We start from the raw sequence: 24,753 nt of genomic DNA on the forward strand, positions 1-24,753 counted from the left end.
CAGGCTGAGGCTGGTTCTGCGGTGCCACGAGAGGTTCTCCTCGGAAGATGTGCGGAAGTCGCTGGCCGACCGGCGTGAACGACAGAACTCCGCGGCGAGGGAACCGGCCTGATCAGGCCTCGCCGCGGCAGCGAAGGAGGAGAAGCTGGTGCCGCATAGTGACTGTGAGTCTATGCACAACCCGTCCCGGGCGTCGAACCGGGGGTCTCACCCGGCGAGACGAGCGGCAACTTGAGCGTGAACACGGCGCCGCGGCGCCCGTCCCCGCGATCACCCACCGTGAGTTCGCCGCCGTGCGCCCGGGCCACGCCCCGGGCGATGGCCAGCCCCAGCCCGGCGCCCTTGCTGTGCGGCCCGTGGACCAGCCGCTCGAAGATCCGCTCCCGCTGCTCGGGCGGTACGCCGGGACCGTCGTCCGCGACCAGGAAACCGTCGGGCCGGACCAGGATCTGCACGGTGCGCGCGCCGGCCTGCCGAGCGTTGTCCACGAGTCCGGCGAGCAGTTGCCCGATCCGCTCGGCGTCGCCGACCACGATCCCCGCTGACGTCGGGACGGCACTGGTCGTTACCGCGGTGCCGAGCAGGGCGGATCGGGTGACTTCGGCCGCAGCGAGGGCCTGCAGGTCGAGCGGAGCCAACTGAAGGTTGAGACCGGAGTCGAGCCGGGAGAGTTCGAGGAGATCGGCGACCAGGCGGGTCGCGCGCTGGGATTCGCGGACCAGCAGGAGCTCCAGTTCTTCGCGGCGGTCGGCCGGAGCCTGCGGCCCCAGATGGATCAGGGTTTCGGCAGCGGTCCGGAGGCCGGCGATCGGGGTCCGGAGTTCGTGGGCCGCGTCGGCGACGAACTCCCGCATCCGGTCCTCGGAGCGGCGGGCCGTGCGCTCAGCGCCTTCGAGCGCGTCGAGCATCTCGTCGAACGCGACGGCGGTGCGGCCCAGTTCGGTCGTGGTGCGGGCGGGGTGGAGCCGGCCGCCGCGGCCGCCGGTGGCGATGGAGCGCGCCAGGGCAGTCATTTTGTCCAATGGCGACAGGGCGAACCGCATGCCGATGGCCAGCGCGAGGGCGGTGATCAGGACAGCTGCGGCCCCGGAGACGAGCAAGACAGTGCGGAGGCGGCTACTGGCGTCGGCGACCAGGGCCGTGTCGGCGGAGAGCAGGAGGGTGGCGCCGCGGGTGCGCTGCCCGGCCTGCAGGGTGGCCTTGACCTGACGGACGGTCGCGCCCGCCTCGACCGGTGGTGCGCCGAGCTGCTGGCCGGTGCGCAGGATCAGCGTGACGCGGACGCCGTCGGCGTCGACCCGGCGAACCAAGTTGCCTGGAGCAACGTTCTGCCGGGCGAGCTGTTGGGCGAGCTGCGCCCGCCCGCTGAGCAGCGAGTCGAGACTGCGCTCGGCCTGCGCGTCGAAGACCGCCTTGACCACCAGCCCGGTCACGGGCAGCACCACGAGCAGGACGGCGATCGCCGTCAGCGTCACCCGCGCCCGAAGACTCATCCGTCGGCCGCTTTCAGCACGTACCCCGCGCCGCGGACGGTGTGCAGCAGGTCCGGGCCGAGCTTTCGCCGGAGCGCGCTGATGTGGACCTCCACCAGGTTCGGCGCGTAGTCGTCGTATCCCCAGACGGCGGTCAGCAACTGGAGCTTGCCGACGACCTTGCCGGCCCGGCCGGCCAGGAAGACCAGCAGCTTGTACTCCGTCGCGGTCAGCTCGAGCGGTTCCCCGGCGCGCGCCGCCGAGCCAGCCTCTACGTCGACCAGGAGATCCCCGATCTCGAGAACCGTCCGCAGCCGGCCCATCCGCCGCAGCACCGCCTCGGCCCGGGCGATCAGCTCGGCGAGGACGAAGGGTTTCACCACGTAGTCGTCGGCGCCGGTCCGCAAGCCGTGCAGCCGGTCCTCGACGCCGTCGCGGGCGGTGAGCAGGATGACGCCCGCGTTCGACGTCTCCCGCGTCACAGCCAGCAACTCGAACCCGTCCCGCCCGGGCAGCATCACGTCCAGCAGCACCAGGTCCGGCCGGAAGGCGGCCAGCTCCCGCTCCAGCGCGTCGCCGTCGGCCCGGGTGCACACCTCGTGCCCGGCCTCGCCCAGCGCGATCCCGACCGCGGTCCGGATCGGTTCCGCGTCCTCGACCACCAGAACTCGTGGCGCCATCCACCCATCCTTACACCAGCAGGCCGTCGATCATGCCGTTGTGACCGGCAAGCACCTTTCCCGGGTCAGTACCCAGAACCTGCTGCAGAACCGCCGCATAGACGTCGCGGAAATCCGTGCCGGCCACCAGGTCGCCGTTGCTCAGCTCGGTCAGGCTCGGCTGCTCGCCGTGGAATCCCCCGCTGACCTTGTCGCCGAGAACGAAGACCGGTCCGGCGGTGCCGTGATCGGTCCCATCGCTGCCGTTGGCCTCGACCCGGCGCCCGAACTCCGAGTAGACAAGGACCACGGTGTTCTTCCCGCGGTCGGTCTTCGCCAGCCGCTGGGCGAACGGCGTCAGCGCCGTATCCAGCTCGGTCAGCAACCGCTGCTGCGTGCCCCGCTCATCGGCATGTGTGTCGAAACCACCGAGGGACGCCGAGTACGCCCGGGTCGGTACGCCGGCCTCGATCAGCCCGGCGATCAGTTCGAGCTGTGCGCCCAACTGCGAGGCGCCGCCGGCGGATGCGCCCTGTGTCCGCTGCTCGTCCTCGTCCTCCGCACGCTCCCGTCCGGTCTTGACCGCCGTGCCCAGGACGCGGGTGACCTCCTGCAGATCCAGCACCGACTTGGCCGCCTTGGCCTGCCACAGCCCCTCTCCCGGGCTCGCTTTCCCGAGCGCCGCGTACGCCGTGCCGACGGCGCCCTTCGGCAACGCGAGCCCGCGTAGCGGCAAGGACGCCGCGGCCGTCGTCGCACCGGCCAGCAGCGGCGGAAGCGTCGGCTCGACCGAGACCGCGCGCAGCGGGTCGGCCCCGGTCGCATCCAGCCAGCGGCCGAGCCAACCGGTCGGGATCGGCGACTTCGGCGCGGCTGTCTGCCAGATCGCCATCGATCGGAAGTGACTGCGATCCGGCTCTGGGTAGCCGACGCCGCGAACGATCGCAAGCTTCTTGTCGTCCCACAAGCCCTTCAGGCCTTTGAGACCGGGGTTCAGTCCAAGACCGTCGCCGAGGTCGAGCACTTCGTCCGGCTGATAGGCCAGCTCCGGCCGGGCTTTCTGGTACGCCGGGTCGGCGGCCGGGACCACGGTGTTCAGCCCGTCGTTCCCGCCGTACAAGGTGATCACCACGAGGACCGAGTCATCGCTCGGCAGCGGGTCGTCGACGGCGGCCGCGAGCAGGTCCGACCAGTGCACCTGGGTCGCGCCCGCGGCCAACGCACCGGCAGCGGTGACACCGCTCAAGGTGAGGAAGCGCCTTCTCGTCAGGTTGTCCATCGGTCCTCCACTCATCCGCTCACGACGTACTCGGGGGCGCAGGCAGCGATCGCCACCAGCTGCGCCGGCGCTTTCACCTGGGCCAAGGCGGCCTTCGTCCGCGCCGACCAGCCGTCGACACCGAGCAGGTCGGCCGCCGCGTCCGCGGACTTGATCGCCCCGAGGTCGCTCAGTCCGGCGAGGTGCTGTGCGAGCTGCAGCCGGGTGACGCCGGCCGAGGTCGTCAGCCAGCTCGCGCCGGACGGCCAGCCGCCGACACTCGGCGGGCGGAACGACAGTTGCCCCATCCCTCGCAGCCCGGCCAGCAGCTTGGTTTGCTCCTGCTGCTCCAGCTTGCCGGGTGTCAGTCGCAGCGCGCGAAGCAACCCGACCGCCCACTCAACCGGCTGTTTCACCAGCGCCGACGCCGGATCGCGGAACGCCGCTTCGCCGACCATTGCTGTCAGCAACGACTTCACGTTCCGCTCGGCGCCGTACGCCGTCTGCAGCCGCGCGAGCGTCGCCGCATCGGGCGGTGTCGCCGACACCAGCCGGAACCACAACCGGCCGATCACGAACGGCGCCGACTCGGGCCGGGCCAGCGCAAGGCCGGCGTACCCCTTCGCGTCGAAGTTTCCGCTCCGGCCGAGCACGGTCTTGGTCCCCGAGTCGAAGCGCTGCCGCCGGAAGGTCGCGGGTTTGCCGTCCTTGCCCAGCACCCAGCCGGTCAGGCAGCGCGCGCCTTCGGCGACGTCCTTCTCCGCGTAGTGCCCGATGCCGAGGGTGAACAGCTCCAGGAACTCGCGGGCCAGGTTCTCGTTCGGCGAGCCCTTGCGGTTGCGCTGCCCGTCGAGCCAGCGGATCGTCGCGCTGTCCACGATCATCGCGGTCGCCAGGTCGCCGAACCGGCCGAGCGCGTGCTGCCGCTGCGTCTGGTTCTGCGCCAGCATCCAGGCCGCGTTGCGGACCTTCTGGTTGCTGGTCGCGAAATGCCCGTGCCAGAACCAGGTCAGCCGTTCGGACGCCGTCCGGCCGGCCACCATCCGGTCCAGCCACCAGACGGTCAGCTTCCGCTCCTGGGCGGTCCGGGTCTGCCGATCGGCCTTCTTGTTCTCCTTGTCCCGTGGTGGTGGGGCCAGCCCGGTCGGTGGCGCGATCGCGGCGGCCGCGGCATCCGCGGCCGGTCCGAGCAATCGCCGTACCGTCTCCTCGAACCCGAGTGCCGGCTCCCCCGGCGCCGGGCCGAACCCCAGGCGGTCGTTCAGCCGCCGGACGGCGGCCTGCTCACTGATCTCGGTCATGTCCCCGATGGTTTCCGCCCGGTCCGCGCGGGACCAGGATCCGGGATCGATCTTCAGCCAACCCACAGCCGCCTAGGCTTTCGGCATGACCTCCCTCCTGAATCGGATCGGCAGCACCGGCCTCGGCGTTCTCGTCACGCTCAAGCGCGACGGCCGCCCGCAACTGTCGAACATCACCTACGTGTACGACGGCGAGCGCGTCCGGATCTCGCTGACCGACGACCGCGCGAAGACGAAGAACCTCCGTCGCGACCCGCGGGCCAGTATCTACGTCAACGGCGACAACGGCCGCTCGTACGTCGTCCTGGAGGGCCAGGCCGAGCTCAGCGCGGTCGCCGCCGACCCGCACGACGCCACCGTCGACGAGCTGGTCGACTACTACCGCAAGGGCTCGGGCGAACACCCCGATTGGGACGAATACCGCCGCGTCATGGTGCAGGACAAGCGGCTGCTGTTCTCGATGACCGTCGACCACGCGTACGGGATGCCGGCCCCCGGGCAATAAATGGCTCGCGCGACCCGGTCGCGGGCGGCAGTCTGGGGGTATGGAGATCACGAGGCTGTCGCCTGACGACGAGAGCGGCTGCGCTGCGGCTGTTGCGCTGGAGATCGCCGTGGCCAAGGTGGATTGCCCGGACCTGGTGCTCGCGACACCGGTCGGCAAGGCCAACCAGCTGCGCTACGGCTGGGACCTGAACCCAGGCCGCCAGCACCTGGCCCGGGACGCCGACGGGAACCTCGTCGGCCTGCTCGGGCTGCACTACCCGAAGTACGAGAACACCGACCAGCTCTGGATGGATGTCTGGGTCCATCCCGACCATCGCGACGGGGACGTCTGGGAGCAGCTGATCGCGTTCGCGGAGCAGGAGGCGCAGACCGTCGGGCGGACGATGCTCGGCCTGAACACCTTCGACACCGAGCGCGACATCGCGTTGGCCACCGGGCACGGGTTCGTGCAGAAGGCCGTCGAGGTGAACCGGAAGCAGGACATCGCCGGGCTCGACTGGGAGGTCGTGCAGAAGCTGTACGACGGCGCCGTCGAGAAGTCGGCCGAGTACGAGCTGGTCCGGGTGCTGGGCGCGCTGCCCGAGGAGATGCTCGAGGACATGATCGCGGTCACCGAGTCGATCAACGACGCGCCGACCGACGACCTCGAGATCGAGGACGACGTCTACAGCACCGAGCGGTTGCGCGCGTACGAGGAGGCGCAGGCCAAGAGCGGCACGCGTATCTATCGGCTGATCGCCCGGAACAAGGAGACCGGCGCGCTGGCCGGCCACACCATCATCGGCGTCGAAGGCGACCGGCCGGAGATGGCCTGGCAGCACGACACGGCCGTCTCGCGGGACCACCGCGGCCACCGGCTCGGCGCGCTGCTGAAGGCCGGCATGCTGCTCTGGCTGCGCGAGGCCGAGCCGCAGATCGCCCGGATCGACACCTGGAACGCCGAGTCGAACAACCACATGATCGGTATCAACGAGCAGCTGAACTACACGATCGTCGGCCGCTTCCTGGACTACCAGAAGAAGCTCTAGCCGGCTGGTTCGACGATTGTCACGTGCATGCGGTTGGTGACGGTGAAGCCCAGCGCCGAGTAGAGGCGCTGGGCTGTGGTGTTCGTGCCGCCGGTGTGCAGGAACGGCCTCCGGCCGGTGGCGGTGATCTCGGCCGCGACGGCGCCGATCAGGCGGCGGGCCAGGCCACGGCCGCGGTGGTCGGGGTGGGTGCAGACCGCGCTGATCTCGGCGTATGCCGACAGGGTCTTGCGGACGCCGGCCATCGCGATCAGCTCGCCACCTTCGCGGATGCCCAGGTAGGGGCCGAGCTCGATGGTCCGGGGGCGGAACGGGCCCGGGTCGGTGAGCGCGACCAGAGCGATCATGTCGGGGACGTCGTCCACGGTCAGCGCGACCGCCTCGGCGTCCGGGGCGGCGAGGCCCTCGGGTGCGACGAACTGGACGAGGTCGAATTGGTCGACCAGTTTGAGCGACTCCGGCAGGGCGGGGGCCGGGCGCATGGTCGCGCCCCTCCGGCCCGGGCCGAGGAGCGCGGCCAGGTCGGCCCAGTCCTGCGCGGTGGGCTCCGCGGGGACGCCGCAGAACGGCGCGACGTCACTCGGGTAGGCGACCGCGTTACCGCGGACCTCGGCGAACGACGCGTGCGGCCCGGTGAGGGCGGCGTACGAGGGGTTGCGGAGCATCAGAAGCCCAGTTTGCGCAGGTGTTTCGCGTCGGTCTGCCAGTTCTTGGCGATCTTGACGTGCAGGTCGAGGTAGACCGGCGTCCCGAGCAGGGCCTCGATCTGGCGGCGGGCGGCGGCGCCGACCTCACGCAGGCGGGCGCCCTTGTGGCCGATCACGATGCCCTTCTGGCTGTCCCGCTCGAGGAAGATGTTCGCGTAGATGTCGAGCAGCGGCTTGTCCTTCGGACGGTCCTCGCGCAGGCCCATCTCGTCGATGGTGACGGCGATCGAGTGCGGCAGCTCGTCGCGGACACCCTCCAGCGCGGCCTCGCGGATCAGCTCCGCGACCAGGGTCTCCTCGGGCTCGTCGGTGATATCGCCGTCCGGGTAGAGGGCGAACCCCTCGGGCAGCAGTTTCACCAGCTCGTCGGCGACCAGCTCGACTTGGAAACCTGACGTCGCCGAGACCGGGATGATCGCGGCCCACTGGATCCCGGCGGACTCGCCGAGGGCCTGGATCTCGGCCAGGTGCTCGATCATCCGCTCCGGCTCGACCAGGTCGGCCTTGGTGGCGAGCGCGATCTTCGGCGTCTTCGCGACCTTCGCGGCCTCGCTGACCAGGAACCGATCGCCCGGGCCGACCTTGTCACTGGCCGGCAGGCAGACCGCGATCACGTCGACCTCGGCCCAGGTCGTCTTCACCAGGTCGTTCAGCCGCTCGCCGAGCAGCGTCCGCGGTTTGTGCAGCCCTGGGGTGTCGACCAGCACGAGCTGGGCGTCGGGCCGGTGCACGATCCCGCGGACCGCATGCCGCGTGGTCTGCGGTTTCGACGAGGTGATCACGATCTTCTTCCCCACCAGGGCGTTGGTGAGGGTGGACTTGCCGGCGTTCGGTCGCCCTACAAAACAAGCGAAACCGGACTTGAAGCCGGCGCCTTCGGCGCCGGAAGGGAAAGAAGAGGAGGCGGCGGAGGCCTCGCGACCGGCGGCCGGGGAGCCGGTGGGCTTAGGTGTTTTGGACATTGCGGACCTCTCCGGTGGGGTCGGCGAGGACCACGGGGATTGCGGCGCCGGCGAAGTGCCGGACGACGTTGACGTCGATCGTCTCGGACTCGGTGACGACGGCGGCGGCTTCGAGCCCTTTGACGCCCGAGGACAGCGCCATCGCGACGGCCAGCTGGAGGGCGGTCAGCGCGACCGTGTCGAGAGCGACCGTGCAGGCGGAGTACGTGCGGCCGTCGGAGTCCCGGACGGCGGCGCCCTCGGCGGCCCGGGTGCGGGCACGGGCCGCGCGGGCGAGCGTGACGAGTTTGGCGTCTTCGGCCGGCAGGTCTGACAAGAGGGCGCTCCTAGGCGTGCTGGTGGTTCTGGTCCGGTGCGCCGGGGACGGGCTCCGCGCGGCGTACGAGAACCGTACCGACCTGGTTGCGGCGGCCGGACGGCCGCTCCGCGGTCAGCGACAGACCGGCGATCTCGACCTCGGCGCCGGGGATCGGCACCTTGCCGAGCAGTTTGGCCATCAGGCCGCCGACGGTGTCGACGTCGTCGTCGTCCAGCGGGACGCCGAACAGCTCGCCGAGCTCGTCGATCGGGAGCCGGCTGGAGACCCGGTACGCGCCGTCCGACAGCTCCTGGACCGAATCCGGGTCCTCGTCGTACTCGTCGGTGATCTCACCGACGATCTCCTCGAGGATGTCCTCGATCGTGACCAGGCCGGCCGTGCCGCCGTACTCGTCGACGACGATCGCCAGGTGCATCCGGGCCGCCTGCATCTCGCGGAGCAGCTCGTCGACGGGTTTGGAGTCCGGGACGTACATACACGGGCGCATCACCGACTCGACCCGCTCGGTCGACTCGGCCGAGGCGTTGTCGTAGACCCGGCGCATGACGTCCTTGAGGTAGACGACGCCGAGGATGTCGTCCAGCGACTCGCCGATCACCGGGATCCGCGAGTACCCGGAGCGGAGCGCCAGCGAGGTGAGCTGCCGGAGCTTCTTGTGCCGCTCGATGTAGACGGTGTCTGTGCGCGGCACCATCACCTCGCGGACGATCGTGTCGCCGAGCTCGAAGACCGAGTGGATCATCTGCCGCTCGCCGGACTCGATCACCGCGGACTTCTCCGCGTAGTCGACCAGCGCGCGCAACTCGGCCTCGGTCGCGAACGGGCCCTCGGCGTACCCCTTGCCCGGGGTGAGCGCGTTACCGACCATGATCAGCAGCTTCGGCAGCGGGCCGAGGATCCGGGTGACGGCCATCACCGGGCCGGCCGACAGGATCGCGAACCGGTCCGAGTGCTGGCGCCCGAGGGTGCGCGGCGCGACGCCGATGATCACGAACGAGATCACCACCATCACCACGGCGGTGATCAGGATGTGCTCCCAGGTGACCTCGAAGACCTCCGAGAGCGCCTGGGTGACGAGCACGATCGCGGTGATCTCGCAGGTCAGCCGGAGCAGCAGCAGCGAGTTCAGGTAGCGCGGGGCGTCACTGAGCAGGGCGCGCAACCGGACGGCCCGCAGGTTGCCCTGCTCGACCTGCTCGTTCGCGCGCACCTTCGAGTACGACGACAGCGCCGCCTCCGCCGCCGCGAACAACCCGGCAAGCAGGACGAGCACCGCGGCCACAACCAGCAGAACGAGGTCGTGGGAGCTCACAGTGGAGTCACTCCCCCAGCCTGTTGCCCGGCGCGCGCCAGGCTTCGAGCAGGCGGCCCTGGATCTCCCACATCTCGGCCTTCTCGGCCGGTTCGGCGTGGTCGTAGCCGAGCAGGTGCAGGATGCCGTGCACCGTCAGCAGCTCGAGCTCGGCCCAGGTGCCGTGGCCGGCCTTGGCGCCCTGCGCGGCCGCGACGGTCGGGCAGAGCGCGATGTCGCCGAGATGCCCGAGCGGCAGCTCGGACTCCTCGCCGCCGTCGGCGCCCGGCCGCAGCTCGTCCATCGGCCAGGACATCACGTCGGTCGGACCGGGAAGGTCCAGGAACTCGACGTGATATCTGGCCATGGTGTCCTCGTCGACCAGTTTGATCGACAGCTCGCATTCCGGGTGCAGCCGTAGTGACGACATCACGAACCGGCTGAGCCGCATCAGTCCGTTCGCGTCGATCTCGACGCCGGACTCGTTGTTGACCTCGACGTTCATCGTTGGTGTTCTGCCCGCTGTCCTTCGAAGTTCTCGTACGCCGAGACGATCCGGCCGACCAGCTTGTGCCGGACGACATCGTGCGAGGTGAGCCGGCAGAACGCCAGATCCTGGACCCCGTCCAGGATCTCCTGGACGACCCGCAGGCCCGAGTTGGTGCCGGTCGGCAGGTCGACCTGCGTCACGTCACCGGTGACCACCATCTTGGAGCCGAACCCGAGCCGGGTGAGGAACATCTTCATCTGCTCCGGCGAGGTGTTCTGGGCCTCGTCGAGAATGATGTAGGCGTCGTTCAGCGTCCGGCCGCGCATATAAGCCAGCGGCGCGATCTCGATCGTCCCGGCGGTCATCAGCCGCGGGATCGAGTCGGGGTCGAGCATGTCGTGCAGCGCGTCGTACAGCGGCCGCAGGTAGGGGTCGATCTTCTCCGACAGCGTGCCGGGCAGGAAGCCCAGCCGCTCGCCGGCCTCGACGGCCGGCCGGGTCAGGATGATCCGGTTGACCTCCTTGGCCTGCAGCGCCTGCACGGCCTTGGCCACCGCGAGATACGTCTTGCCGGTACCGGCCGGGCCGATCCCGAAGACGATCGTGTTCTTGTCGATGGCGTCGACGTAGCGCTTCTGGTTCAGCGTCTTCGGCCGGATGGTGCGGCCGCGGCTGGACAGGATGTTCTGGGTCAGGACGTCGCGCGGGCTCTCCGCGGTCTCCTGTTTGATCATCGCGATACTGCGCTCGACGGAGTCGGCGGTCAGCCCGTGCCCGGTGCGGACGACCGCGATCAGCTCGTCGACGAGCCGCTCGGCCAGCGCCAGCTCGGCGGGTTCACCGGTCAGGGAGATCTCGTTACCGCGGACCAGGATGTCGGCGGCGAACTCTTTCTCGATGATGCGGAGGAACTCGTCCCGGGCTCCGAGCAGGGCCACCATGTCGATGCTGTTCGGCACGACGATCTTGTGTGACGCCTGCGAAGTGGCGGCCGCGCCGTTCGCGCGCGCCTCCGGTTCGATACTGCGTGGCCTGGACAGGCTCTTCCTCCTGATGCCGGTGATGTTGATTCGTCCATGCTAGCCGTCCCGGCCGACAGCCTCACTGCCAATTTCGCGGGACACGCTCCGCGCGGGCCGGTCGGCGGGCAGCTGGACGCCGCCGGGAGACACTTTTCCGGGCTGCGGGCTGGCGCCGAGCACGTCCCGGAGCTGGCCCAGCTCGGCCGAACGCTGCGCGCCGGGCCCGGCGTGTTCGAGCTTGAGCCGGTCGTCGCGCTGGGCGGCCCACTCCTTGTCCGGGACCTTGTTCACCACCACGTCCGAGCCCGGGCGGAACAGCTCGTCGAGGCCGACCCGGCGAGCCAGCTCGGCCTCCTGCGGCGGCATGTCCCGGGTCCGCTCGTACACCCGCAGTAACCGGTACGTCGCTTCGATCGCGGCCAGCGTCGATCCGGACTTGGCCGGCGGCGCGTCGAACTCGTCCGCGTGCGTGTTGCGGCCTTTGTCCAGACCGACGACGTGGCCCGGGGTGAACACGTGCAGCGAATCCACCTTGGCGGTCGGATCGCCGTCGTACACGGACAGGTCGCGCCAGGCGTGGGCGCCGGAGTAGCTGTCCTGCAACGCGTGCACGGCCGCACCGAGGTGCATCCACTCCTGCTGCGCGTTCTGCGCCGTCTGGGCCGCTGCAAGCTCGGTGTAGATGTACTCCGTGTTGGTGTGCAGGTTGCTCGGGCCGTCGCGGTAGGGGTCGGCCATGAAGTGCGCCGCCTGGGCATCCGGGTTCGCGTACGCCGAGTGGGCGGTCGGCCCGGGACCGACGTACGGGAACGGTTTTCCGGAGCCGGCGAAGTTTCTGATCACACCGGCGCCCAGCGGGCGGTCCTGGTACGCCTGGGCCTTGTCGAGCGCTTCGGCGTACTCGCGGCGGGACATCCCGCGGACGGCGCCGTCGGAGTCCGCAATGCGGTCGAAATGGCGCGCTGTCGCGGCGTAGGTGATGTCGCGGTGGCCACACCAGTGCCCGTCTCCGTGCTGCTTCATGTACAGAGGGTGCCACCGGAGCAGCTCACTCGCAGCTGTTGTCAACCTGGGACGTTGTCTCCGCGTCTCCTTTGTGTGGCACAACCGGTGGTGGTGTACGAAGAGTCCGTGACACATGAGTCCTCGTGGAATGCCGACGAGGCGCTGACGGCTGTCTACACGGCGCACTACACGTCGATGGTCCGCCTCGCCGCCTTGCTGCTGCGTGACACCGGTACAGCGGAGGAGATCGTGCAGGACGCGTTCGTGGCGATGCACGGCCGCTGGCACCGGCTGCGCGACCCCCACAAGGCACTCGCTTATCTCCGTACCGCTGTGGTGAACCGCTGCCGCTCCCGCCAGCGACATCTTGTGGTGGTCGACAAGCACATGCCACGCTCGCTGCCGGACGAGCCGAGCGCCGAGCAGGCCGCGCTGCGGACCGCCGAGACGGACCGGGTGATCGAGGCCATGCGGACACTGCCGGAGAAACAACGCACAGTGATGGTGCTGCGCTACTACGGTGACCTCTCGGAGGCGGAGATCGCCGACACGATGGGCATCAGCCGGGGATCGGTCAAGAGCCACGCCGCGCGGGCGACCAAGTCGCTGCGGCAGGTACTGGAGCAGAGCGCATGAACGACCACCCGCAGGACCCTTTCGACGAGATGATGCGCCGGTCGCTTGCCGAGGAGGCGGATCGGATCGAGCCGACCGACGCGCTGCCGGAGATCCGCGCCCGCGCGCATGCCCAACGCCGTCCGGTGAACCGGCGGCCCTGGGTGCTCACCGCCGGGCTGGCCGCGGCTGGTACCGCTGCGGCGATCGGTGCGTTCACAGTCTTCAACGGCAACGCCAACACGGCGAACGACGGTGACGCGGTCGCCGGCCAGGGCAGTACGACGTCCGCGACCGGAGCGCCGGATTCACCGCGGGTCACGAGCGCCTCACCGGTGCCGGGCCCGACGAAGCCGCCGGCCGAGGACGAGACCATCGCGCCGCTGCCCAAGCAGAAGGGTGTGCCGGAGACCGCGGTGAAGGAGGCCTCGGTGCCGGTGTACTGGACGGCGTACCGGGTCGCCAACACCTCGGCCGCGCCGTCGTCGTCGAAGTCGGACGTTCGGCTGTTCCGCACCTTCCATCGGGTGTCGGGTTATCCGGCGGTCGAGGCGGTGCGGCTGATGAGCTACGGGAAGACCAGCGACCCGGATTACCAGACCATGTGGCGCGGCGCCGAGGTGAACTCGGTGCGGCGGTTCGACGACGTGGTGCTGGTCGACTTCAAGCGGCTGCCACAGGCGCGGTTGGACAAGGCGACCGCCAAGGTAGCCGTGCAGCAGCTCGTCTACACCGTGCAGGGCGCGCTGCAGGACAACAGCCGGCCCATCCAGATCACTGAAGGCGGCAAGAGCGGCCACCGGCTCTTCGGCCAGATCGACACCCGGACGCCGATCGGTCGCGCGCAGGCGCTCGACGTCCAGGCGCTGGTCTCGATCACCGCGCCGGCCGAAGGCTCACTGACGAAGTCGCCGGTCGTCGTGTCAGGTACGGCCGCGGCGTTCGAGGCGCACGTGAACTACCGGGCCACGAACCTCAAGACCGGGAAGGTCATCGAGAGCTATGCGATGTCGGAGGACGGCAGCAAGCTCTCCAGCTACAAGTTCGACCTCCGGCTCGACCCGGGCCCGTGGCTGATCGAGGCCTTCCTGGTCTCCAACGAGGATGGGACCACGGTCAGCGACGCCGACTCCAAACAGATCCAGGTCGGCCGCTAGCTCCAGCGCGAGCGCGCCAACAGAGCGGAGGCGGCCGCGACTCCGGCTGTCGACGTCCGGAGCACAGTGTCGCCGAGGCGGACCGGCTCGACGCCGAACGCGGCCAGCTCGGCCGGGGCGATCCCGCCCTCAGGGCCGACCACGAGCACGACGTCGCCGGCGTCCGGCACCTCGAGCTGCGCCAGCGGCCGCGTCGCCTCCTCGTGCAGCACCACCGGCAGCGCCGCCGCCTGCACCAGCCGCGCCACCTCAGCCGTCGTGGCAATCGGCGCCACCTCGGTGAACCAGGCCCGTCGCGACTGCTTACTCGCCTCGAAAGCCCAGGCCCGCCACTTGCTCACTGTCTTCTCCACCCGCTCCGGATTACTCCGGAACTGGCTCCGCTCCGCATTCCACGGCACCACCACATCCACCCCGACCTCAGTCAGCATCTCCACCGCCAACTCGGCCCGCTCCCCCTTCGGCAGCGCCTGCACCACCACCACCCGAGGCCCCCGCGCGGCAACCACACCGCGCGCCTCGACCGCCACCGTCACCCCAGCTTTGGAAGCGCGCGTCACCGGCCCCTCGACCCAAGCTCCCCGCCCATCGGTAAGCCGCAGCCGCTCCCCCACCCCGATGCGCCGAACCACGGCAGCATGCCGCCCCTCGGCCCCCTCCAGGACGATCTCCTCGCCCTCGAGCGCAGCCGAGTAGAACACCGCGACACCCATGAAGTTCTTCCTACCGGCTAGTGGTTGCCGAAGGCGTCTCGGAGACGGCCGAAGACGCCTTTGTGGGCGGCCTGAACTTGGCCTTGGGGGCGCTCTTCGTGGCGAGCGGTGGCGAGCTGGCGGAGGAGGTCGGCCTGGGCGTCGTCGAGTTTGGTGGGGGTCTCGACGATGATCTGGACGATCAGGTCGCCGCGGCCGGCGTGGCGGAGGCGGGGGACGCCGCGGGCGGAGAGGGTGTGCGCCGTGCCGGACTGGGTGCCGGGGCGGATCTCCAGCGGCGTGGTCTCGCCTTCGAGGGTGGGCAGGTCGATGGTGGTGCCGAGGGCGGCGGCCGTCATCGGGAGGGTGACGGTACAGTGCAGGTCGTCGCCGTGGCGGGTGAAGATGTCGTGCGGCTCGACCTCGATCTCGACATACAGGTCGCCCGCGGGGCCGCCGCCGGGGCCGACCTCGCCCTGGCCGGAGAGCTGGACGCGGGTGCCGGTGTCGACGCCGCCGGGGATCTTCACGGTGACCGTACGCCGGGAGCGCACGCGGCCGTCGCCGGCGCATTCGACGCACGGGTTCGGGATGGTGGTGCCGAACCCGCGGCAGTTCGGGCAGGGGCGCATCGTGCGCACCTCGCCGAGGAACGAGCGCTGCGTGTGGGTGACCTCGCCGCGCCCGTGGCAGACATCGCAGGTGACCGGCTCGGAGCCGGCCGCCGCGCCGGAGCCCGAACAGGTCGGGCACAGGACGGCGGTGTCGACCTTGAGCTCACGAGTGGTGCCGAACGCCGCCTCGGCCAGGTCGATCCGCAGCGGGATCAGCGCGTCCTGACCGCGGCGGGTGCGCGGCCGCGGCCCGCGGGTCGCCCCGCCGGTCTGGCCGAAGAACGCGTCCATGATGTCGGTGAAGGTGAACGCCTGCCCGCCGCCGAACCCCCCTGGCCCGGCGCCGCCGGAGGCGAACGGGTCGCCGCCGAGGTCGTGCATCTGCCGCTTCTGCGGGTCGCTGAGCACCTGGAACGCGCGCCCGATCTCCTGGAACTTGTGGTGCGCGTCCTCGGAGTCGTTCACATCCGGGTGGTACTGGCGCGCCAGCTTGCGGTACGCCTTCTTGATCTCGTCCGGCGAGGCGTCACGGCTGACGCCCAGGACGGCGTAGTAATCGGTGCTCATACTCCAGACCAGGGGTTGGTTGCGTTCATCAGGAGTCGGCCAGGATCTGGCTGACGTAACGCGCGACGGCGCGGACCGCGCCCATCGTGCTCGGGTAGTCCATGTGGGTCGGGCCGACGATGCCGAGGGTGGCCAGCGCCTCCGACTTCGACCCGTACCCGGTCGCGACCACCGAGGTGGTGGCCAGCTCCTCGTACGGGTTCTCGTGCCCGATGCGGACGGTCAGGGTCTGCGGGTGCGTCGCCTCGCCGAGCAGCTTGAGCAGGATGACGTGCTCCTCCAGCGCCTCCAGCACCGGTTTCACGTTCCGCTCGAAGTCGTCGCCGTAGCGGGTCAGGTTGGCCGCGCCGCCGACAGCGATCCGCTGCTCGCCCATCTCGTCGGTGAAGGCCTCCAGCAGCGTGGTCACGATCGCCGCGACCAGCGGCCGGTCGGCCGGCGCGAAGGTCTCGGTGACGTTGGCCAGCGTCGTCGTCGCCTCGGTCAGCCGCTGGCCGACCATGGCCGTGTTCAGCCGGGAGCGCAGATCGGCGACCAGTTGCTCCTCGATGTCGTTCGGCAGCTCGACGATCCGCTGCTCGACGCGCCCGTTGCTGGTGATCAGCACGAGCAGCAGCCGCCGCGGCGTCATCGTGACCACCTCGACGTGCCGGACGCTCGACCGGTTCAGCGAGGGGTACTGCACGATGGCGACCTGGCGGGTGATCTGCGCCAGCAGCCGGACCGTCCGCCGGACGACGTCGTCCAGGTCGACGGCGCCGCCGAGGAACGACGTGATCGCCTTCTTCTCGGCGGCCGACAGCGTCTTGACCGTGCTCAGCTTGTCGACGAACAGCCGGTACCCGGCGTCGGTCGGGATCCGGCCGGCGCTGGTGTGCGGCTGGGTGATGTACCCCTCCTCCTCCAGCACGGCCATGTCGTTGCGGACCGTGGCCGGGGAGACTCCGAGGTTGTGCCGGTCGACCAGCGTCTTGGAGCCGACCGGCTCGTGGGTCGCGACGTAGTCCTCGACGATGGCGCGGAGTACATCCAGCTTGCGCTCGTCCAGCACGCGCACCACCCTCTCCAGACCTTGGCACTCACAAGTTCAGAGTGCCAGTCTAGGCGCTGTCGGGCGACGCTCCCAACGGAACGGCTGCGGGGCGCGTCACTGTACTGACCACATCAAGCGGCTCGTCCCGGACGGCGGACTCCACAAAAGACTCCAGTACGTCGAGCACGTGGTACGCCAGTTCGCCGCTCGCCCGGTGCGGCTCGCCGTTGCGCAAAGCCCGCGCCATATCGGCCACACCGACCCCGCGGCCTGCCCCGGGGTACCCGCCGGCGACCGGAACCTCGGTCCACTCCCGCTGCGCCGGAGTGACCATCTCGACCGTCCCGTCGAAGCCGTTCGGGTCCGGAACCGACAGACTGCCGTCCGTGCCGTGGACCTCGATCCGCGGCAGCCGCCCGGCCCACACGTCGAACGACATCAGCACAGTGGTCAGTGCACCGGACTCGTGCTCCAGTACGCCGGTGACGTGCGTCGGCACCTCGACGTCGAAGACCGTCCCGGCTCGGGGCCCGGTGTGGATCTCCCGCTGCTGCTTCGCCGTACCGGCCCGTGCGGTCACCCGACGGACCGGACCGAGCAGAGTCACCAGGCTGGTCACGTAGTACGGCCCCATGTCGAGCACCGGGCCACCGCCGCGCTGGTAGTAGAACTCCGGTGCCGGATGCCACAGCTCGTGCCCCGGCGTCACCATGAAGGCGGTAGCGGCATGCGGTACGCCGATGTCACCGCGGTCGATCACTGCGCGGGCAGTCTGCGTTCCGGTGCCCAGGACGGTGTCCGGTGCGCAGCCGATCCGCAGGTCGTTGGCAGCGGCGTACTTGAGCAACGGCTCGGCTTCAGCTCGATCGAGCGCCAGCGGCTTCTCACCGTACACATGCTTACCGGCATCCATCGCCGCCTGATGGACGGCGGCATGCGCGGCCGGGATGGTCAGGTTCACGACCAGGTCGATGTCGTCGGCGGCGTACAGCTGTTCTGGCGTCAGGGCGCGGATGCTGTCGGTGGCGGCGGCCTCAGCGCGGGCGGTGTCGAGGTCCGCGACCGCAGCGACCTCGACACCGGGGAGCTTGGCCAGATGGTCGAGATAGGTGCCGGAGATGACGCCGGTGCCGACAATGCCGACGCGGGTCACTTGCTCGCCCACAGCAGCCCCCGCTCGATGATCGTCCGGACTTCGGGGACGTCGAAGTCGTCGAGCTTGTGACCGACCGTGCAGACGAACACCCGCCCTGCACCCCAGGTGCGCGTCCAGACCGCCGGCATCACGGCGCCCTCGATCCACGGGTAGTCCGGATGCGCGGCGAAGGTGGTGGTCGCCAGCACGTCGTTGGTCGGGTCGGCGTGCAGGTAGTACTGCTCGGTGTGGACGTCGAAGTGCGTGATGCCCTCGACGATCGGGTGCTCCGCGACCACCTCGACGCGGTAGTCGGTGAAGTTGTGCGGGTGCGAGATGAACTGCCCGCCGGTGAGGAACTGGTAGTCGGTGTTGTCGCGGAACGAGTCCACGATGCCGCCGTGCCAGCCGGCGAACCCGGCGCCGCCGCGGACGGCGTCCAGCAGCGCGCGGATGTGCTCCGGCTTCGTCTCCCCCATCGAGACGCACTGCAGCACCAGGTCGACGCCGTCCAGGTCGAGGTAGCTCTCGGTCGACTCCGACGTGGTGACGTCGTAGCCGTTCTCCTTCAGGTACGGAATGAACAACTCGGTCGCCTCGACCGGCACATGCCCGTCCCAGCCGCCTCGCACCACCAGCGCACGTCGTGTCGTCACACCGACCGCCCTTCGAAAGTTTCGCAATCACTGTCGGAAGATTCGGAAACGACCTTAAGCGAGACGCTCTAGTACTGTCGACGCGTGAGCGCGTGGAATGAGATCGGCGATCGGTGCTGGGTCCGGCGGTACGACGAGTGGGATCTGAACGTCGGTCTGGTGGTGGGCAGCGACGGCGCGCTGGTGGTCGACACCCGGGCGACGACCGAAGAGGCCGAGCAGCTGCGGGAGCACATCCGTGAGCTGACCGACCTGCCGGTGCGCTGGATCGTCAACACCCACTCGCATTTCGACCACGTGAACGGCAACAGCGTCTTCACCGGAGCGACGGCGTACGCGCACGAGAACACCGTGGCCGCGGTCGAGGGGCTGGTCGCGGAGACGTTCGCGGTCGCGAAGGTGATCGACCTCGGCGACCGCCGGGTCGAGCTGCTCTACCTCGGCAACGCGCACACCGCGGGTGACGCGGTCGCCGTCGTCCCGGATGTGAACGTCTTCTTCCTCGGCGACCTGGTCGAGGAGTCGCAGCCCCCGCAGTACGGCGACGACTCCTTCCCGCTCGAATGGCCGGACACCCTGGAGCGCGTGATCGGCACGATGCCGGCCGGCGCGATCGTCGTCCCCGGCCACGGCGCCGTCGTGGACGCCGAGTTCGCCCGCAACCAGTCCGCCGATCTCGGCCAGGTCGCGAACACGATCTCCGATCTGCACCACGCCGGTACGCCGCTGGACAAGGCGCTCGCGCACACCGACGGCTGGCCCTGGGAGGTCTCCGGCCTGCAGGACGCGATCAAGCGCGCGTACGGCGTGCTGGGCGCGCCCCGCCGCCCGACCATCCCGCTGCTCGGCCCCAGCTGATTGCCCGAAGGCGCACCGCTGCCGGATCGTTCTCGACAAGTGATCGCCCGGAGCCTTGCCCAGCCCTACCGTTTGGTCATGACCGAACCGCAGAACAACTTCCAGCCGCCGTACCAGCCGCAGCCGCTGCGTCCCGACGAGGAGCGCACCTGGGCCCTGCTGGCCCATATCGGCACCATCGTGCTCGGCTTCCTCGCACCGCTGATCGTGCTGCTCGTCCAGGGCCCGAAGTCGGCGATGGTGCGCGCGCACTCCGTCGAGTCGCTGAACTTCCAGATCACCGTGACGATCGGGTACGTCGCGTCCGCGGTGCTGTCGGTCGTCTTCATCGGCATCATCACCGGCTTCGTGATCTGGGTCGCCGCGATCGTGTTCGCGATCATCGCGACGATCGCCGCCAGCAAGGGCGAGCCGTACACGTACCCGTTCGCGCTGCGATTGGTGAAGTAGCAGTTACTCGTTGACACGAGTTGGGGGAAGGGCGCAACTTGTTCCATGGCCACCACTGAGCAGACCACGCACCCGGACGGCCGGGTCGAGCTGACCGATCCGGCCGCGATCGCGGACAGCAGGTACGGGAACGCCGAACTGGCGCCGACCCGGCTGGCCGAGCGGAACTGGTCGACGTACAACTACGCCGCCTTGTGGATGGGGATGGCGCACAACATCCCCAGCTACCTGCTCGCCGCGGGCCTGGTCGCGCTCGGGATGAACTGGCTGCAGGCGTTCATCACGATCACCCTGGGCAACCTGATCGTGCTGATCCCGCTGCTGCTGAACAGCCACGCGGGAACGAAGTACGGCATCCCGTTCCCGGTCTTCGCGCGCGCCTTCTACGGCGTCCGCGGGGCGAACTTCCCGGCCCTGCTGCGGGCGTTCATCGCCTGCGGCTGGTTCGGGATCCAGACCTGGATCGGCGGCCAGGCGATCTACGTGATCGTCGGCGAGCTGCTCGGGAAGAGCTGGACGGACGCGGGTGCGATCGGTGGGCACCCGTGGACGCTGTGGCTGAGTTTCGCGTTCTTCTGGGCGCTCCAGATGGTGCTGATCTGGCGTGGGATCGAAGGGCTGCGGCGGTTCGAGAACTGGGCCGCCCCGCTCGTCACAGTGGCCTTCCTGGCGCTGATGATCGCCGTCCTGGTGAAGGCCGGCGGCCTCGGGCCGATCCTGTCCCAGCCGTCGGCCCTCGGCTGGGACGCCGACTTCTGGAAGATCTTCGCGCCCTCGCTGATGGGCATGATCGCGTTCTGGGCCACGCTGTCGCTGAACATGCCCGACTTCACCCGGTTCGGGAAGGGCCAGCGCCAGCAGGTCTGGGGTCAGATCATCGGCCTGCCGACGACGATGTCGTTCATCGCGCTGGTCTCGATCATCACCACCTCGGGCACGGTCGTGCTCTACGGCTCCGCGATCTGGGACCCGGTCGAGCTGACCCGCCGCTTCGAGAACCCGCTGGTCGTGACGATCGGTCTGGTGATGGCGATCCTCGCGACGATGTCCTGCAACGTCGCGGCCAACGTGGTCAGCCCGTCGTACGACTTCGCCAACGCGTTGCCGCGCTGGCTGAACTTCCGGACGGCGGGTCTGCTCACCGGCGTGATCGGGATCGTGATCCAGCCCTGGCGGCTGATCTCGGACCCGTCGATCTACATCTTCGTCTGGCTGTCGTTCTACGGCGGCCTGCTCGCGTCGGTCGCGGGCGTGCTGATCGCGGGCTACTGGTTCCTCGACCGCACGCAGCTCGATCTCCCCGCGCTCTACCGTTCGTCGGGCCGCTACTGGTACGCCTCGGGCTGGAACTGGCGCGCCGTGGTCGCAACGCTGTTCGGCGCCGTCCTGGCCGTCGGCGGCGCTTACAGCAACCCCGGCGCCGGCCCGTTCCCGGCTGATGGTCTGATCCCGTTCCTGAAGCCGCTCTACGACTACTCGTGGGCAGTCGGTCTGGTCGCCGGTTTCGTTGCCTACCTGGCGCTCAGCAAGCTTGTAAAGTCGCCGCGTGGCTGATCGGTATGGGAACGACGTACTGAGTGGGGACTGGCGCAAGCCCAAGAACGGGCGGACCGTCGAGGTCGAGATCGAGAAGGGCATGGTGGTCGAGGAGCCGACGTCGGGATTCGTCGGCGCGATCGTGCGCTGGGAGCACGGGGTCGTCGACCTCGAGGACCGGCACGGCAAGATCCGCACCTACCCGCTCGGCCCGGGCTTCTGGCTGGACGGCAAACCGGTCAGCCTGATCGCGCCGAAGAAGGCCGGCCCGGCGAAGAAGACGCGGACGGCGTCCGGCTCGGTGGCCGTCGACAACGTCCGGGCCAAGGTCGCGCGGGCCGGCCGGATCTACGTCGAGGGCCGGCACGACGCCGAGCTGGTCGAGAAGGTCTGGGGTGACGACCTGCGGATCGAGGGCGTCGTCGTCGAGTACCTCGAAGGGATCGACGACCTGCTCGGGATCGTGAACCGGTTCCAGCCCGGCCCCGGCCGCCGCCTCGGCGTCCTGGTCGACCATCTGGTCGAGGGCTCCAAGGAGTCCAAGATCGCCGCGCAGATCGACAACCGGTACGTGAAAGTCGTCGGGCACCCGTTCATCGACGTCTGGGAGGCGATCAAACCCGCGTCGGTCGGGATCGCCGCCTGGCCGCGGATCCCGCACGGCCAGGACTGGAAGAAGGGCGTGCTGCAGTCGTTCGGCTGGCCGGCCACCGACCAGGCCGACGTCGCCGCCGCCTGGAAGCACATCCTGTCCAAGGTGACCAGCTTCGCCGATCTCGACCCGTCGCTGCTCGGCCGGGTCGAGGAGCTCATCGATTTCGTGACGCTGGACTGATCTCGGGGATGCGGCGCTCGATCCAGCCCCGGATCAGCTGCCGCGCCCGGCGCACGAACATCGTCACCGCAGCCAGCACCACTCCGAGCGCCAGGAACACCCCAGCCAGGACGCCGAACAGCACACTGCCGGCCAGCGCGGCGACAACGAGCAACAGGACGCCGACGCCCAGCCCGGCCAGCGGCAGCCACGGCTCGAACAGCAACGGCCGCTTGGCCGGAGTCAGCTTGGCCCCGCGCACAATCCGGTCCCACGCGGTCTCCCGAGCAGGTGCGGTGAACCAGCGCGCCGTCCGCAGCAGCCAGGACTCCGGCTGCTCCTTGCGCCCGGCCATCGCCTTGATCGCGGTGCCGACCTGCGGGCCGAGGCCCCCGGAGACATCGACCATCCGGTCGGCCAATCCCTTGGTGGTCGCGCGTCCCTCGGGCGACTGATTGAGCTCGTCGCGCATCGTCGTCAGCGCGGCCAGCCCGGCTTCGGCCGGGAAGTCCTCGGCCAGGCGCTGGATCCGCTCGGCGACCGCCGCGGGCTTCCAGTCCTCGGCTTTCAGCACCTGGCGCTGGGTCTCGCGAATCCAGTCCGCGTCGGCGCCGAGCATCGCGCCCAGGTGGGCGACGCAGTGCAGGCGGCCCATCAGCCAATCCCATCGCCGCCAGCCTGCGGCGCCGAACGCGCCGAAGTGCCCGACCTGGCTGCCGTACAGGATGCGGTCTTTCAGATCTTCGGCGATCGAGCCGGCGGGCAGGTCGTCCAGCAGGGTCAGCGGGATATCCGGCCCGAGCCGGAGGAACTGGAACGGCGCGCTGCGCTGCTGCGGCGTCCGCGCCGACGTACAGCGCGAGACGATCTCGACTTCGAGCGCGGCGTCGACGAGCTCCGCGCCGATGCCGTCGATCAGGTCGGCGAACGCCGTCCCGAGCGCGGCCTGGATCTGAAGGTCCTCGAAGATGTCGGTGAGCCCGACCGCGATCGCCTCGGCGCCTCCGGCCGGCCGGAGGTCGAGATCCGCCGTCAGCAGCCGGTCGGTCAATGCATCCCGAACGGCCTGGACATGCAGCAGACAGTCGCTGGTCGCCTTCAGCCGGTACTCCAGCGCGGGCCGCGCCTCTACCGGCGCGACCTCGATCCGCGCCCGCAACGAGCGCAGGATGAGCCGGATGATCCGCTCGGCGGCGCCGGTCCCCCACAGCCAGAGCGGGTTGCCGTCGGCATCCTTGCGCAGCGGGTCGGTCGCGCCGTCCGGGTCGGGCACCCAGGGATGATCGGTCGCGAGGATCTCGTCGATCTCCACCTCGGACAGCGCGCTCGCGGCATCCAGCACGGTCGACTGGTCATGACTCGCGATCGTCACCGCCTCCCAGACGCCGCCGGCCGCCCGGCCCCGCGCGTACGCCGGTTGCAGCGCCTTCGCCGCCGTCCGCAACCGCTCCCGCTCTACTGGTTGCTCGATGCAACGATCGAAGAGCCGCTGGGTGTCCGACCAGGAGGCATCCGCCTCCAGCAGCAGCCGTTCGAGCTGCTCGACGTCGGACCGGAAGTCCACCTCACGGGGGAACTGGACCGCCGACAGCGCGGCCACCCGCCAGCTCGGCTCCTTCGCCTCCGGCAAGGCCGTCTCGGCGCTCCCGATCCCGGCCGACGGTACGACGTACAGCACGTATCGGCTCGCCCGACCGGCAACCGGTCGGCGCGCGACCACATCGAGCACCGGCCCGAACGGCGCGTTGTCGAGCACACCGCCGTCGACCAGCCAGGCGCCGGACTCGTTGTTGTTCGGCCGCATCCGCGGCGGCGCTGCAGCCAGTTGCGGCGTCTCCAGAACCGGCCCGAAGGCGGCCGGGTACGACGCCGAAGCGCGGGCGGCCCTGGCCAGCAACCCCGTGTCGGCGAGCCCGTTCGTCTCCTGGTCGACGAACTGCGTGCCGTCGTACTTCGCGGTCTTCTCACTCGTGAACGCGAACAGGTACCGATGATCGGGGACGACGAACCGCTGACCGGCCGCATCCTTCGCCTCGAACTGCTGAACGCCGAGCCCGGACGCGGTGACGAACAGCGTCACCGGCTCCTCGGCCGCGGTTTCACCGGCGTCCGCGACGTCCTTCAGCAAGTTGCCGAGCTCGTGCAGGAAGTAGTTGCCGTCCAGCACCGAGGTCGACTTCACCCCGGCCGCCGGAACGAGTTTGCCGACCTCCAGCGAGCCCAGCCCGATCCACTTCTCCCGCAGCCACGGGCCGTTGACGCCGTCCGGATCGAGGGTCGAGCCGTTCGAGATCGCGGTCGCCAGCAGCGAGCCGTTCAGGCCGCCCGCGCTGGTGCCGGCGATCACGTCGACCACGACGCGCCGGCGTTCGTTGCCGCGGTGGCACAGCTCCCGCCAGCGCTCGGCCAGGATCTCGTCGTACGGCCGCGGCCCGGGCGCGTCGCCGGGACCGGACGCGCGCCGGATCAGGTCGAGCTCATGGGTCACGCCGCCCATCCACACGGCCAGGCTGACGCCGCCGTTCAGAACCAGGGCGATCCGGATCTCATGGTCACTCATTTGCCTCACCACTACTACGATGAGTTACTGAAGCGGGCCAGAGCA

General features: G+C 69.7%; 25 protein-coding genes. 8 read left to right on the top strand and 17 right to left on the bottom strand.

Annotated elements, in window-relative coordinates:
- Positions 1-170: 170 nt before the first annotated feature.
- The 4 genes from HPO96_RS03560 to HPO96_RS03575 are packed head-to-tail and all read right to left on the bottom strand — an operon-like array spanning position 171 to position 4,690.
- Positions 171-1,493 carry a HAMP domain-containing sensor histidine kinase gene (locus HPO96_RS03560; protein ID WP_171670939.1) on the bottom strand — a complete coding sequence of 441 codons (1,323 nt, stop codon included), beginning with the start codon at positions 1,491-1,493 and terminating at the stop codon, positions 171-173.
- Positions 1,490-2,152: a response regulator transcription factor gene (locus HPO96_RS03565; protein WP_171670941.1), complete on the bottom strand. Its 663-nt coding sequence runs from the start codon at positions 2,150-2,152 to the stop codon at positions 1,490-1,492. Before HPO96_RS03565 ends, HPO96_RS03560 begins: the two co-directional genes overlap by 4 nt.
- Positions 2,153-2,162: 10 nt before the next feature.
- Positions 2,163-3,410 (bottom strand): DUF1501 domain-containing protein, encoded by a 1,248-nt coding sequence (locus tag HPO96_RS03570; RefSeq protein WP_171670942.1) that lies wholly within the window; start codon positions 3,408-3,410, stop codon positions 2,163-2,165.
- A gap of 11 nt (positions 3,411-3,421) precedes the next feature.
- Complete coding sequence (locus tag HPO96_RS03575; RefSeq protein WP_171670944.1) at positions 3,422-4,690, bottom strand: DUF1800 domain-containing protein; 1,269 nt, start codon at positions 4,688-4,690, stop codon at positions 3,422-3,424.
- 85 nt (positions 4,691-4,775) lie between these two features.
- On the opposite strand from HPO96_RS03575, the gene HPO96_RS03580 reads away from it, so the two are divergent.
- Both HPO96_RS03580 and HPO96_RS03585 read left to right on the top strand, forming a co-directional pair.
- On the top strand, positions 4,776-5,195 hold the full coding sequence (locus tag HPO96_RS03580) for a PPOX class F420-dependent oxidoreductase (protein WP_171670946.1): 420 nt from the start codon (positions 4,776-4,778) through the stop codon (positions 5,193-5,195).
- Positions 5,196-5,235: 40 nt separating this feature from the next.
- On the top strand, positions 5,236-6,225 hold the full coding sequence (locus tag HPO96_RS03585; RefSeq protein ID WP_238354686.1) for a GNAT family N-acetyltransferase: 990 nt from the start codon (positions 5,236-5,238) through the stop codon (positions 6,223-6,225).
- Here the strand turns inward: HPO96_RS03585 and HPO96_RS03590 are convergent.
- The 7 genes from HPO96_RS03590 to HPO96_RS03620 all read right to left on the bottom strand — a co-directional run bounded on the left by HPO96_RS03590 (position 6,222) and on the right by HPO96_RS03620 (position 12,039).
- Positions 6,222-6,890, bottom strand: a complete 669-nt coding sequence (locus HPO96_RS03590; RefSeq protein WP_171670948.1) for a GNAT family N-acetyltransferase — start codon at positions 6,888-6,890, stop codon at positions 6,222-6,224. The genes HPO96_RS03585 and HPO96_RS03590 overlap by 4 nt on opposite strands.
- On the bottom strand, positions 6,890-7,894 hold the full coding sequence (era, locus tag HPO96_RS03595; RefSeq protein ID WP_171670950.1) for a GTPase Era: 1,005 nt from the start codon (positions 7,892-7,894) through the stop codon (positions 6,890-6,892). Before era ends, HPO96_RS03590 begins: the two co-directional genes overlap by 1 nt.
- The gene (locus tag HPO96_RS03600) at positions 7,878-8,210 is read right to left on the bottom strand and encodes a cytidine deaminase (RefSeq protein ID WP_171670952.1); all 333 of its coding nucleotides are present in this window, start codon (positions 8,208-8,210) and stop codon (positions 7,878-7,880) included. Before HPO96_RS03600 ends, era begins: the two co-directional genes overlap by 17 nt.
- Before the next feature lie 10 nt (positions 8,211-8,220).
- Positions 8,221-9,525, bottom strand: a complete 1,305-nt coding sequence (locus HPO96_RS03605) for a CNNM domain-containing protein (protein WP_171670955.1) — start codon at positions 9,523-9,525, stop codon at positions 8,221-8,223.
- A 7-nt stretch (positions 9,526-9,532) separates the two neighbouring features.
- Positions 9,533-10,009 carry an rRNA maturation RNase YbeY gene (ybeY, locus tag HPO96_RS03610; RefSeq protein ID WP_171670957.1) on the bottom strand — a complete coding sequence of 159 codons (477 nt, stop codon included), beginning with the start codon at positions 10,007-10,009 and terminating at the stop codon, positions 9,533-9,535.
- Positions 10,006-10,935 (bottom strand): PhoH family protein, encoded by a 930-nt coding sequence (locus HPO96_RS03615; protein ID WP_171672344.1) that lies wholly within the window; start codon positions 10,933-10,935, stop codon positions 10,006-10,008. Before HPO96_RS03615 ends, ybeY begins: the two co-directional genes overlap by 4 nt.
- Before the next feature lie 138 nt (positions 10,936-11,073).
- Entirely contained in the window at positions 11,074-12,039 is a 966-nt protein-coding gene (locus HPO96_RS03620; RefSeq protein WP_171670958.1) for a hypothetical protein, read from the bottom strand.
- A 108-nt stretch (positions 12,040-12,147) separates the two neighbouring features.
- Between HPO96_RS03620 and HPO96_RS03625 the strand changes: the two genes are divergently transcribed.
- Positions 12,148-12,657, top strand: a complete 510-nt coding sequence (locus HPO96_RS03625; protein ID WP_337796498.1) for a SigE family RNA polymerase sigma factor — start codon at positions 12,148-12,150, stop codon at positions 12,655-12,657.
- Positions 12,654-13,793, top strand: a complete 1,140-nt coding sequence (locus tag HPO96_RS03630; protein WP_171670960.1) for a Gmad2 immunoglobulin-like domain-containing protein — start codon at positions 12,654-12,656, stop codon at positions 13,791-13,793. The genes HPO96_RS03625 and HPO96_RS03630 overlap by 4 nt, the downstream gene beginning before the upstream one ends.
- Here HPO96_RS03630 and HPO96_RS03635 read toward each other — a convergent pair.
- Genes HPO96_RS03635 through HPO96_RS03655 form a run of 5 tightly spaced genes read right to left on the bottom strand, consistent with a single transcriptional unit; the run spans position 13,790 to position 18,490 of the window.
- Positions 13,790-14,506, bottom strand: coding sequence for a 16S rRNA (uracil(1498)-N(3))-methyltransferase (locus HPO96_RS03635; RefSeq protein WP_171670966.1), 717 nt, complete (start codon positions 14,504-14,506; stop codon positions 13,790-13,792). The two genes, HPO96_RS03630 and HPO96_RS03635, sit on opposite strands and share 4 nt — an antisense overlap.
- 17 nt (positions 14,507-14,523) lie before the next feature.
- Complete coding sequence (gene dnaJ, locus HPO96_RS03640; protein ID WP_171670968.1) at positions 14,524-15,666, bottom strand: molecular chaperone DnaJ; 1,143 nt, start codon at positions 15,664-15,666, stop codon at positions 14,524-14,526.
- Positions 15,667-15,694: 28 nt separating this feature from the next.
- Complete coding sequence (hrcA, locus tag HPO96_RS03645; RefSeq protein ID WP_171672347.1) at positions 15,695-16,717, bottom strand: heat-inducible transcriptional repressor HrcA; 1,023 nt, start codon at positions 16,715-16,717, stop codon at positions 15,695-15,697.
- Positions 16,718-16,766: 49 nt separating this feature from the next.
- A complete protein-coding gene (locus tag HPO96_RS03650; RefSeq protein WP_171670969.1) occupies positions 16,767-17,864 on the bottom strand; it encodes a Gfo/Idh/MocA family protein in 1,098 nt (365 codons plus the stop codon).
- Positions 17,849-18,490, bottom strand: a complete 642-nt coding sequence (locus HPO96_RS03655; RefSeq protein ID WP_337796499.1) for a ThuA domain-containing protein — start codon at positions 18,488-18,490, stop codon at positions 17,849-17,851. Before HPO96_RS03655 ends, HPO96_RS03650 begins: the two co-directional genes overlap by 16 nt.
- A gap of 84 nt (positions 18,491-18,574) precedes the next feature.
- Here HPO96_RS03655 and HPO96_RS03660 point away from each other — a divergent pair, with 84 nt between their 5' ends.
- The 4 genes from HPO96_RS03660 to HPO96_RS03675 all read left to right on the top strand — a co-directional run bounded on the left by HPO96_RS03660 (position 18,575) and on the right by HPO96_RS03675 (position 22,169).
- Entirely contained in the window at positions 18,575-19,348 is a 774-nt protein-coding gene (locus tag HPO96_RS03660) for an MBL fold metallo-hydrolase (RefSeq protein ID WP_171670971.1), read from the top strand.
- A 78-nt stretch (positions 19,349-19,426) separates the two neighbouring features.
- Positions 19,427-19,798, top strand: coding sequence for a DUF4870 domain-containing protein (locus HPO96_RS03665; RefSeq protein WP_171670973.1), 372 nt, complete (start codon positions 19,427-19,429; stop codon positions 19,796-19,798).
- Positions 19,799-19,843: 45 nt separating this feature from the next.
- Positions 19,844-21,352 (top strand): NCS1 family nucleobase:cation symporter-1, encoded by a 1,509-nt coding sequence (locus tag HPO96_RS03670; RefSeq protein ID WP_171670975.1) that lies wholly within the window; start codon positions 19,844-19,846, stop codon positions 21,350-21,352.
- Positions 21,345-22,169 carry a DUF3097 family protein gene (locus tag HPO96_RS03675; protein WP_171670976.1) on the top strand — a complete coding sequence of 275 codons (825 nt, stop codon included), beginning with the start codon at positions 21,345-21,347 and terminating at the stop codon, positions 22,167-22,169. Before HPO96_RS03670 ends, HPO96_RS03675 begins: the two co-directional genes overlap by 8 nt.
- On the opposite strand, the gene HPO96_RS03680 is transcribed toward HPO96_RS03675, so the two are convergent.
- Positions 22,144-24,708, bottom strand: coding sequence for a DUF3376 domain-containing protein (locus tag HPO96_RS03680; RefSeq protein WP_171670978.1), 2,565 nt, complete (start codon positions 24,706-24,708; stop codon positions 22,144-22,146). The two genes, HPO96_RS03675 and HPO96_RS03680, sit on opposite strands and share 26 nt — an antisense overlap.
- Positions 24,709-24,753: the final 45 nt, after the last annotated feature.

Source organism: Kribbella sandramycini, assembly GCF_013131805.1.
GTDB lineage: Bacteria > Actinomycetota > Actinomycetes > Propionibacteriales > Kribbellaceae > Kribbella > Kribbella sandramycini.

Excerpts from the sequence above, each read along its gene's own strand:
- dnaJ (WP_171670968.1), bottom strand. The coding sequence starts at position 15,666 with ATGAGCACCGATTACTACGCCGTCCTGGGCGTCAGCCGTGACGCCTCG.
- HPO96_RS03560 (WP_171670939.1), bottom strand. The coding sequence starts at position 1,493 with ATGAGTCTTCGGGCGCGGGTGACGCTGACGGCGATCGCCGTCCTGCTC.
- era (WP_171670950.1), bottom strand. The coding sequence starts at position 7,894 with ATGTCCAAAACACCTAAGCCCACCGGCTCCCCGGCCGCCGGTCGCGAG.
- HPO96_RS03680 (WP_171670978.1), bottom strand. The coding sequence starts at position 24,708 with ATGAGTGACCATGAGATCCGGATCGCCCTGGTTCTGAACGGCGGCGTC.
- HPO96_RS03670 (WP_171670975.1), top strand. The coding sequence starts at position 19,844 with ATGGCCACCACTGAGCAGACCACGCACCCGGACGGCCGGGTCGAGCTG.
- HPO96_RS03565 (WP_171670941.1), bottom strand. The coding sequence starts at position 2,152 with ATGGCGCCACGAGTTCTGGTGGTCGAGGACGCGGAACCGATCCGGACC.
- HPO96_RS03585 (WP_238354686.1), top strand. The coding sequence starts at position 5,236 with ATGGAGATCACGAGGCTGTCGCCTGACGACGAGAGCGGCTGCGCTGCG.
- HPO96_RS03615 (WP_171672344.1), bottom strand. The coding sequence starts at position 10,935 with ATGGTGGCCCTGCTCGGAGCCCGGGACGAGTTCCTCCGCATCATCGAG.
- ybeY (WP_171670957.1), bottom strand. The coding sequence starts at position 10,009 with ATGAACGTCGAGGTCAACAACGAGTCCGGCGTCGAGATCGACGCGAAC.
- HPO96_RS03635 (WP_171670966.1), bottom strand. The coding sequence starts at position 14,506 with ATGGGTGTCGCGGTGTTCTACTCGGCTGCGCTCGAGGGCGAGGAGATC.
- HPO96_RS03570 (WP_171670942.1), bottom strand. The coding sequence starts at position 3,410 with ATGGACAACCTGACGAGAAGGCGCTTCCTCACCTTGAGCGGTGTCACC.
- HPO96_RS03630 (WP_171670960.1), top strand. The coding sequence starts at position 12,654 with ATGAACGACCACCCGCAGGACCCTTTCGACGAGATGATGCGCCGGTCG.
- HPO96_RS03665 (WP_171670973.1), top strand. The coding sequence starts at position 19,427 with ATGACCGAACCGCAGAACAACTTCCAGCCGCCGTACCAGCCGCAGCCG.
- HPO96_RS03580 (WP_171670946.1), top strand. The coding sequence starts at position 4,776 with ATGACCTCCCTCCTGAATCGGATCGGCAGCACCGGCCTCGGCGTTCTC.
- HPO96_RS03620 (WP_171670958.1), bottom strand. The coding sequence starts at position 12,039 with ATGAAGCAGCACGGAGACGGGCACTGGTGTGGCCACCGCGACATCACC.
- HPO96_RS03575 (WP_171670944.1), bottom strand. The coding sequence starts at position 4,690 with ATGACCGAGATCAGTGAGCAGGCCGCCGTCCGGCGGCTGAACGACCGC.
- HPO96_RS03590 (WP_171670948.1), bottom strand. The coding sequence starts at position 6,890 with ATGCTCCGCAACCCCTCGTACGCCGCCCTCACCGGGCCGCACGCGTCG.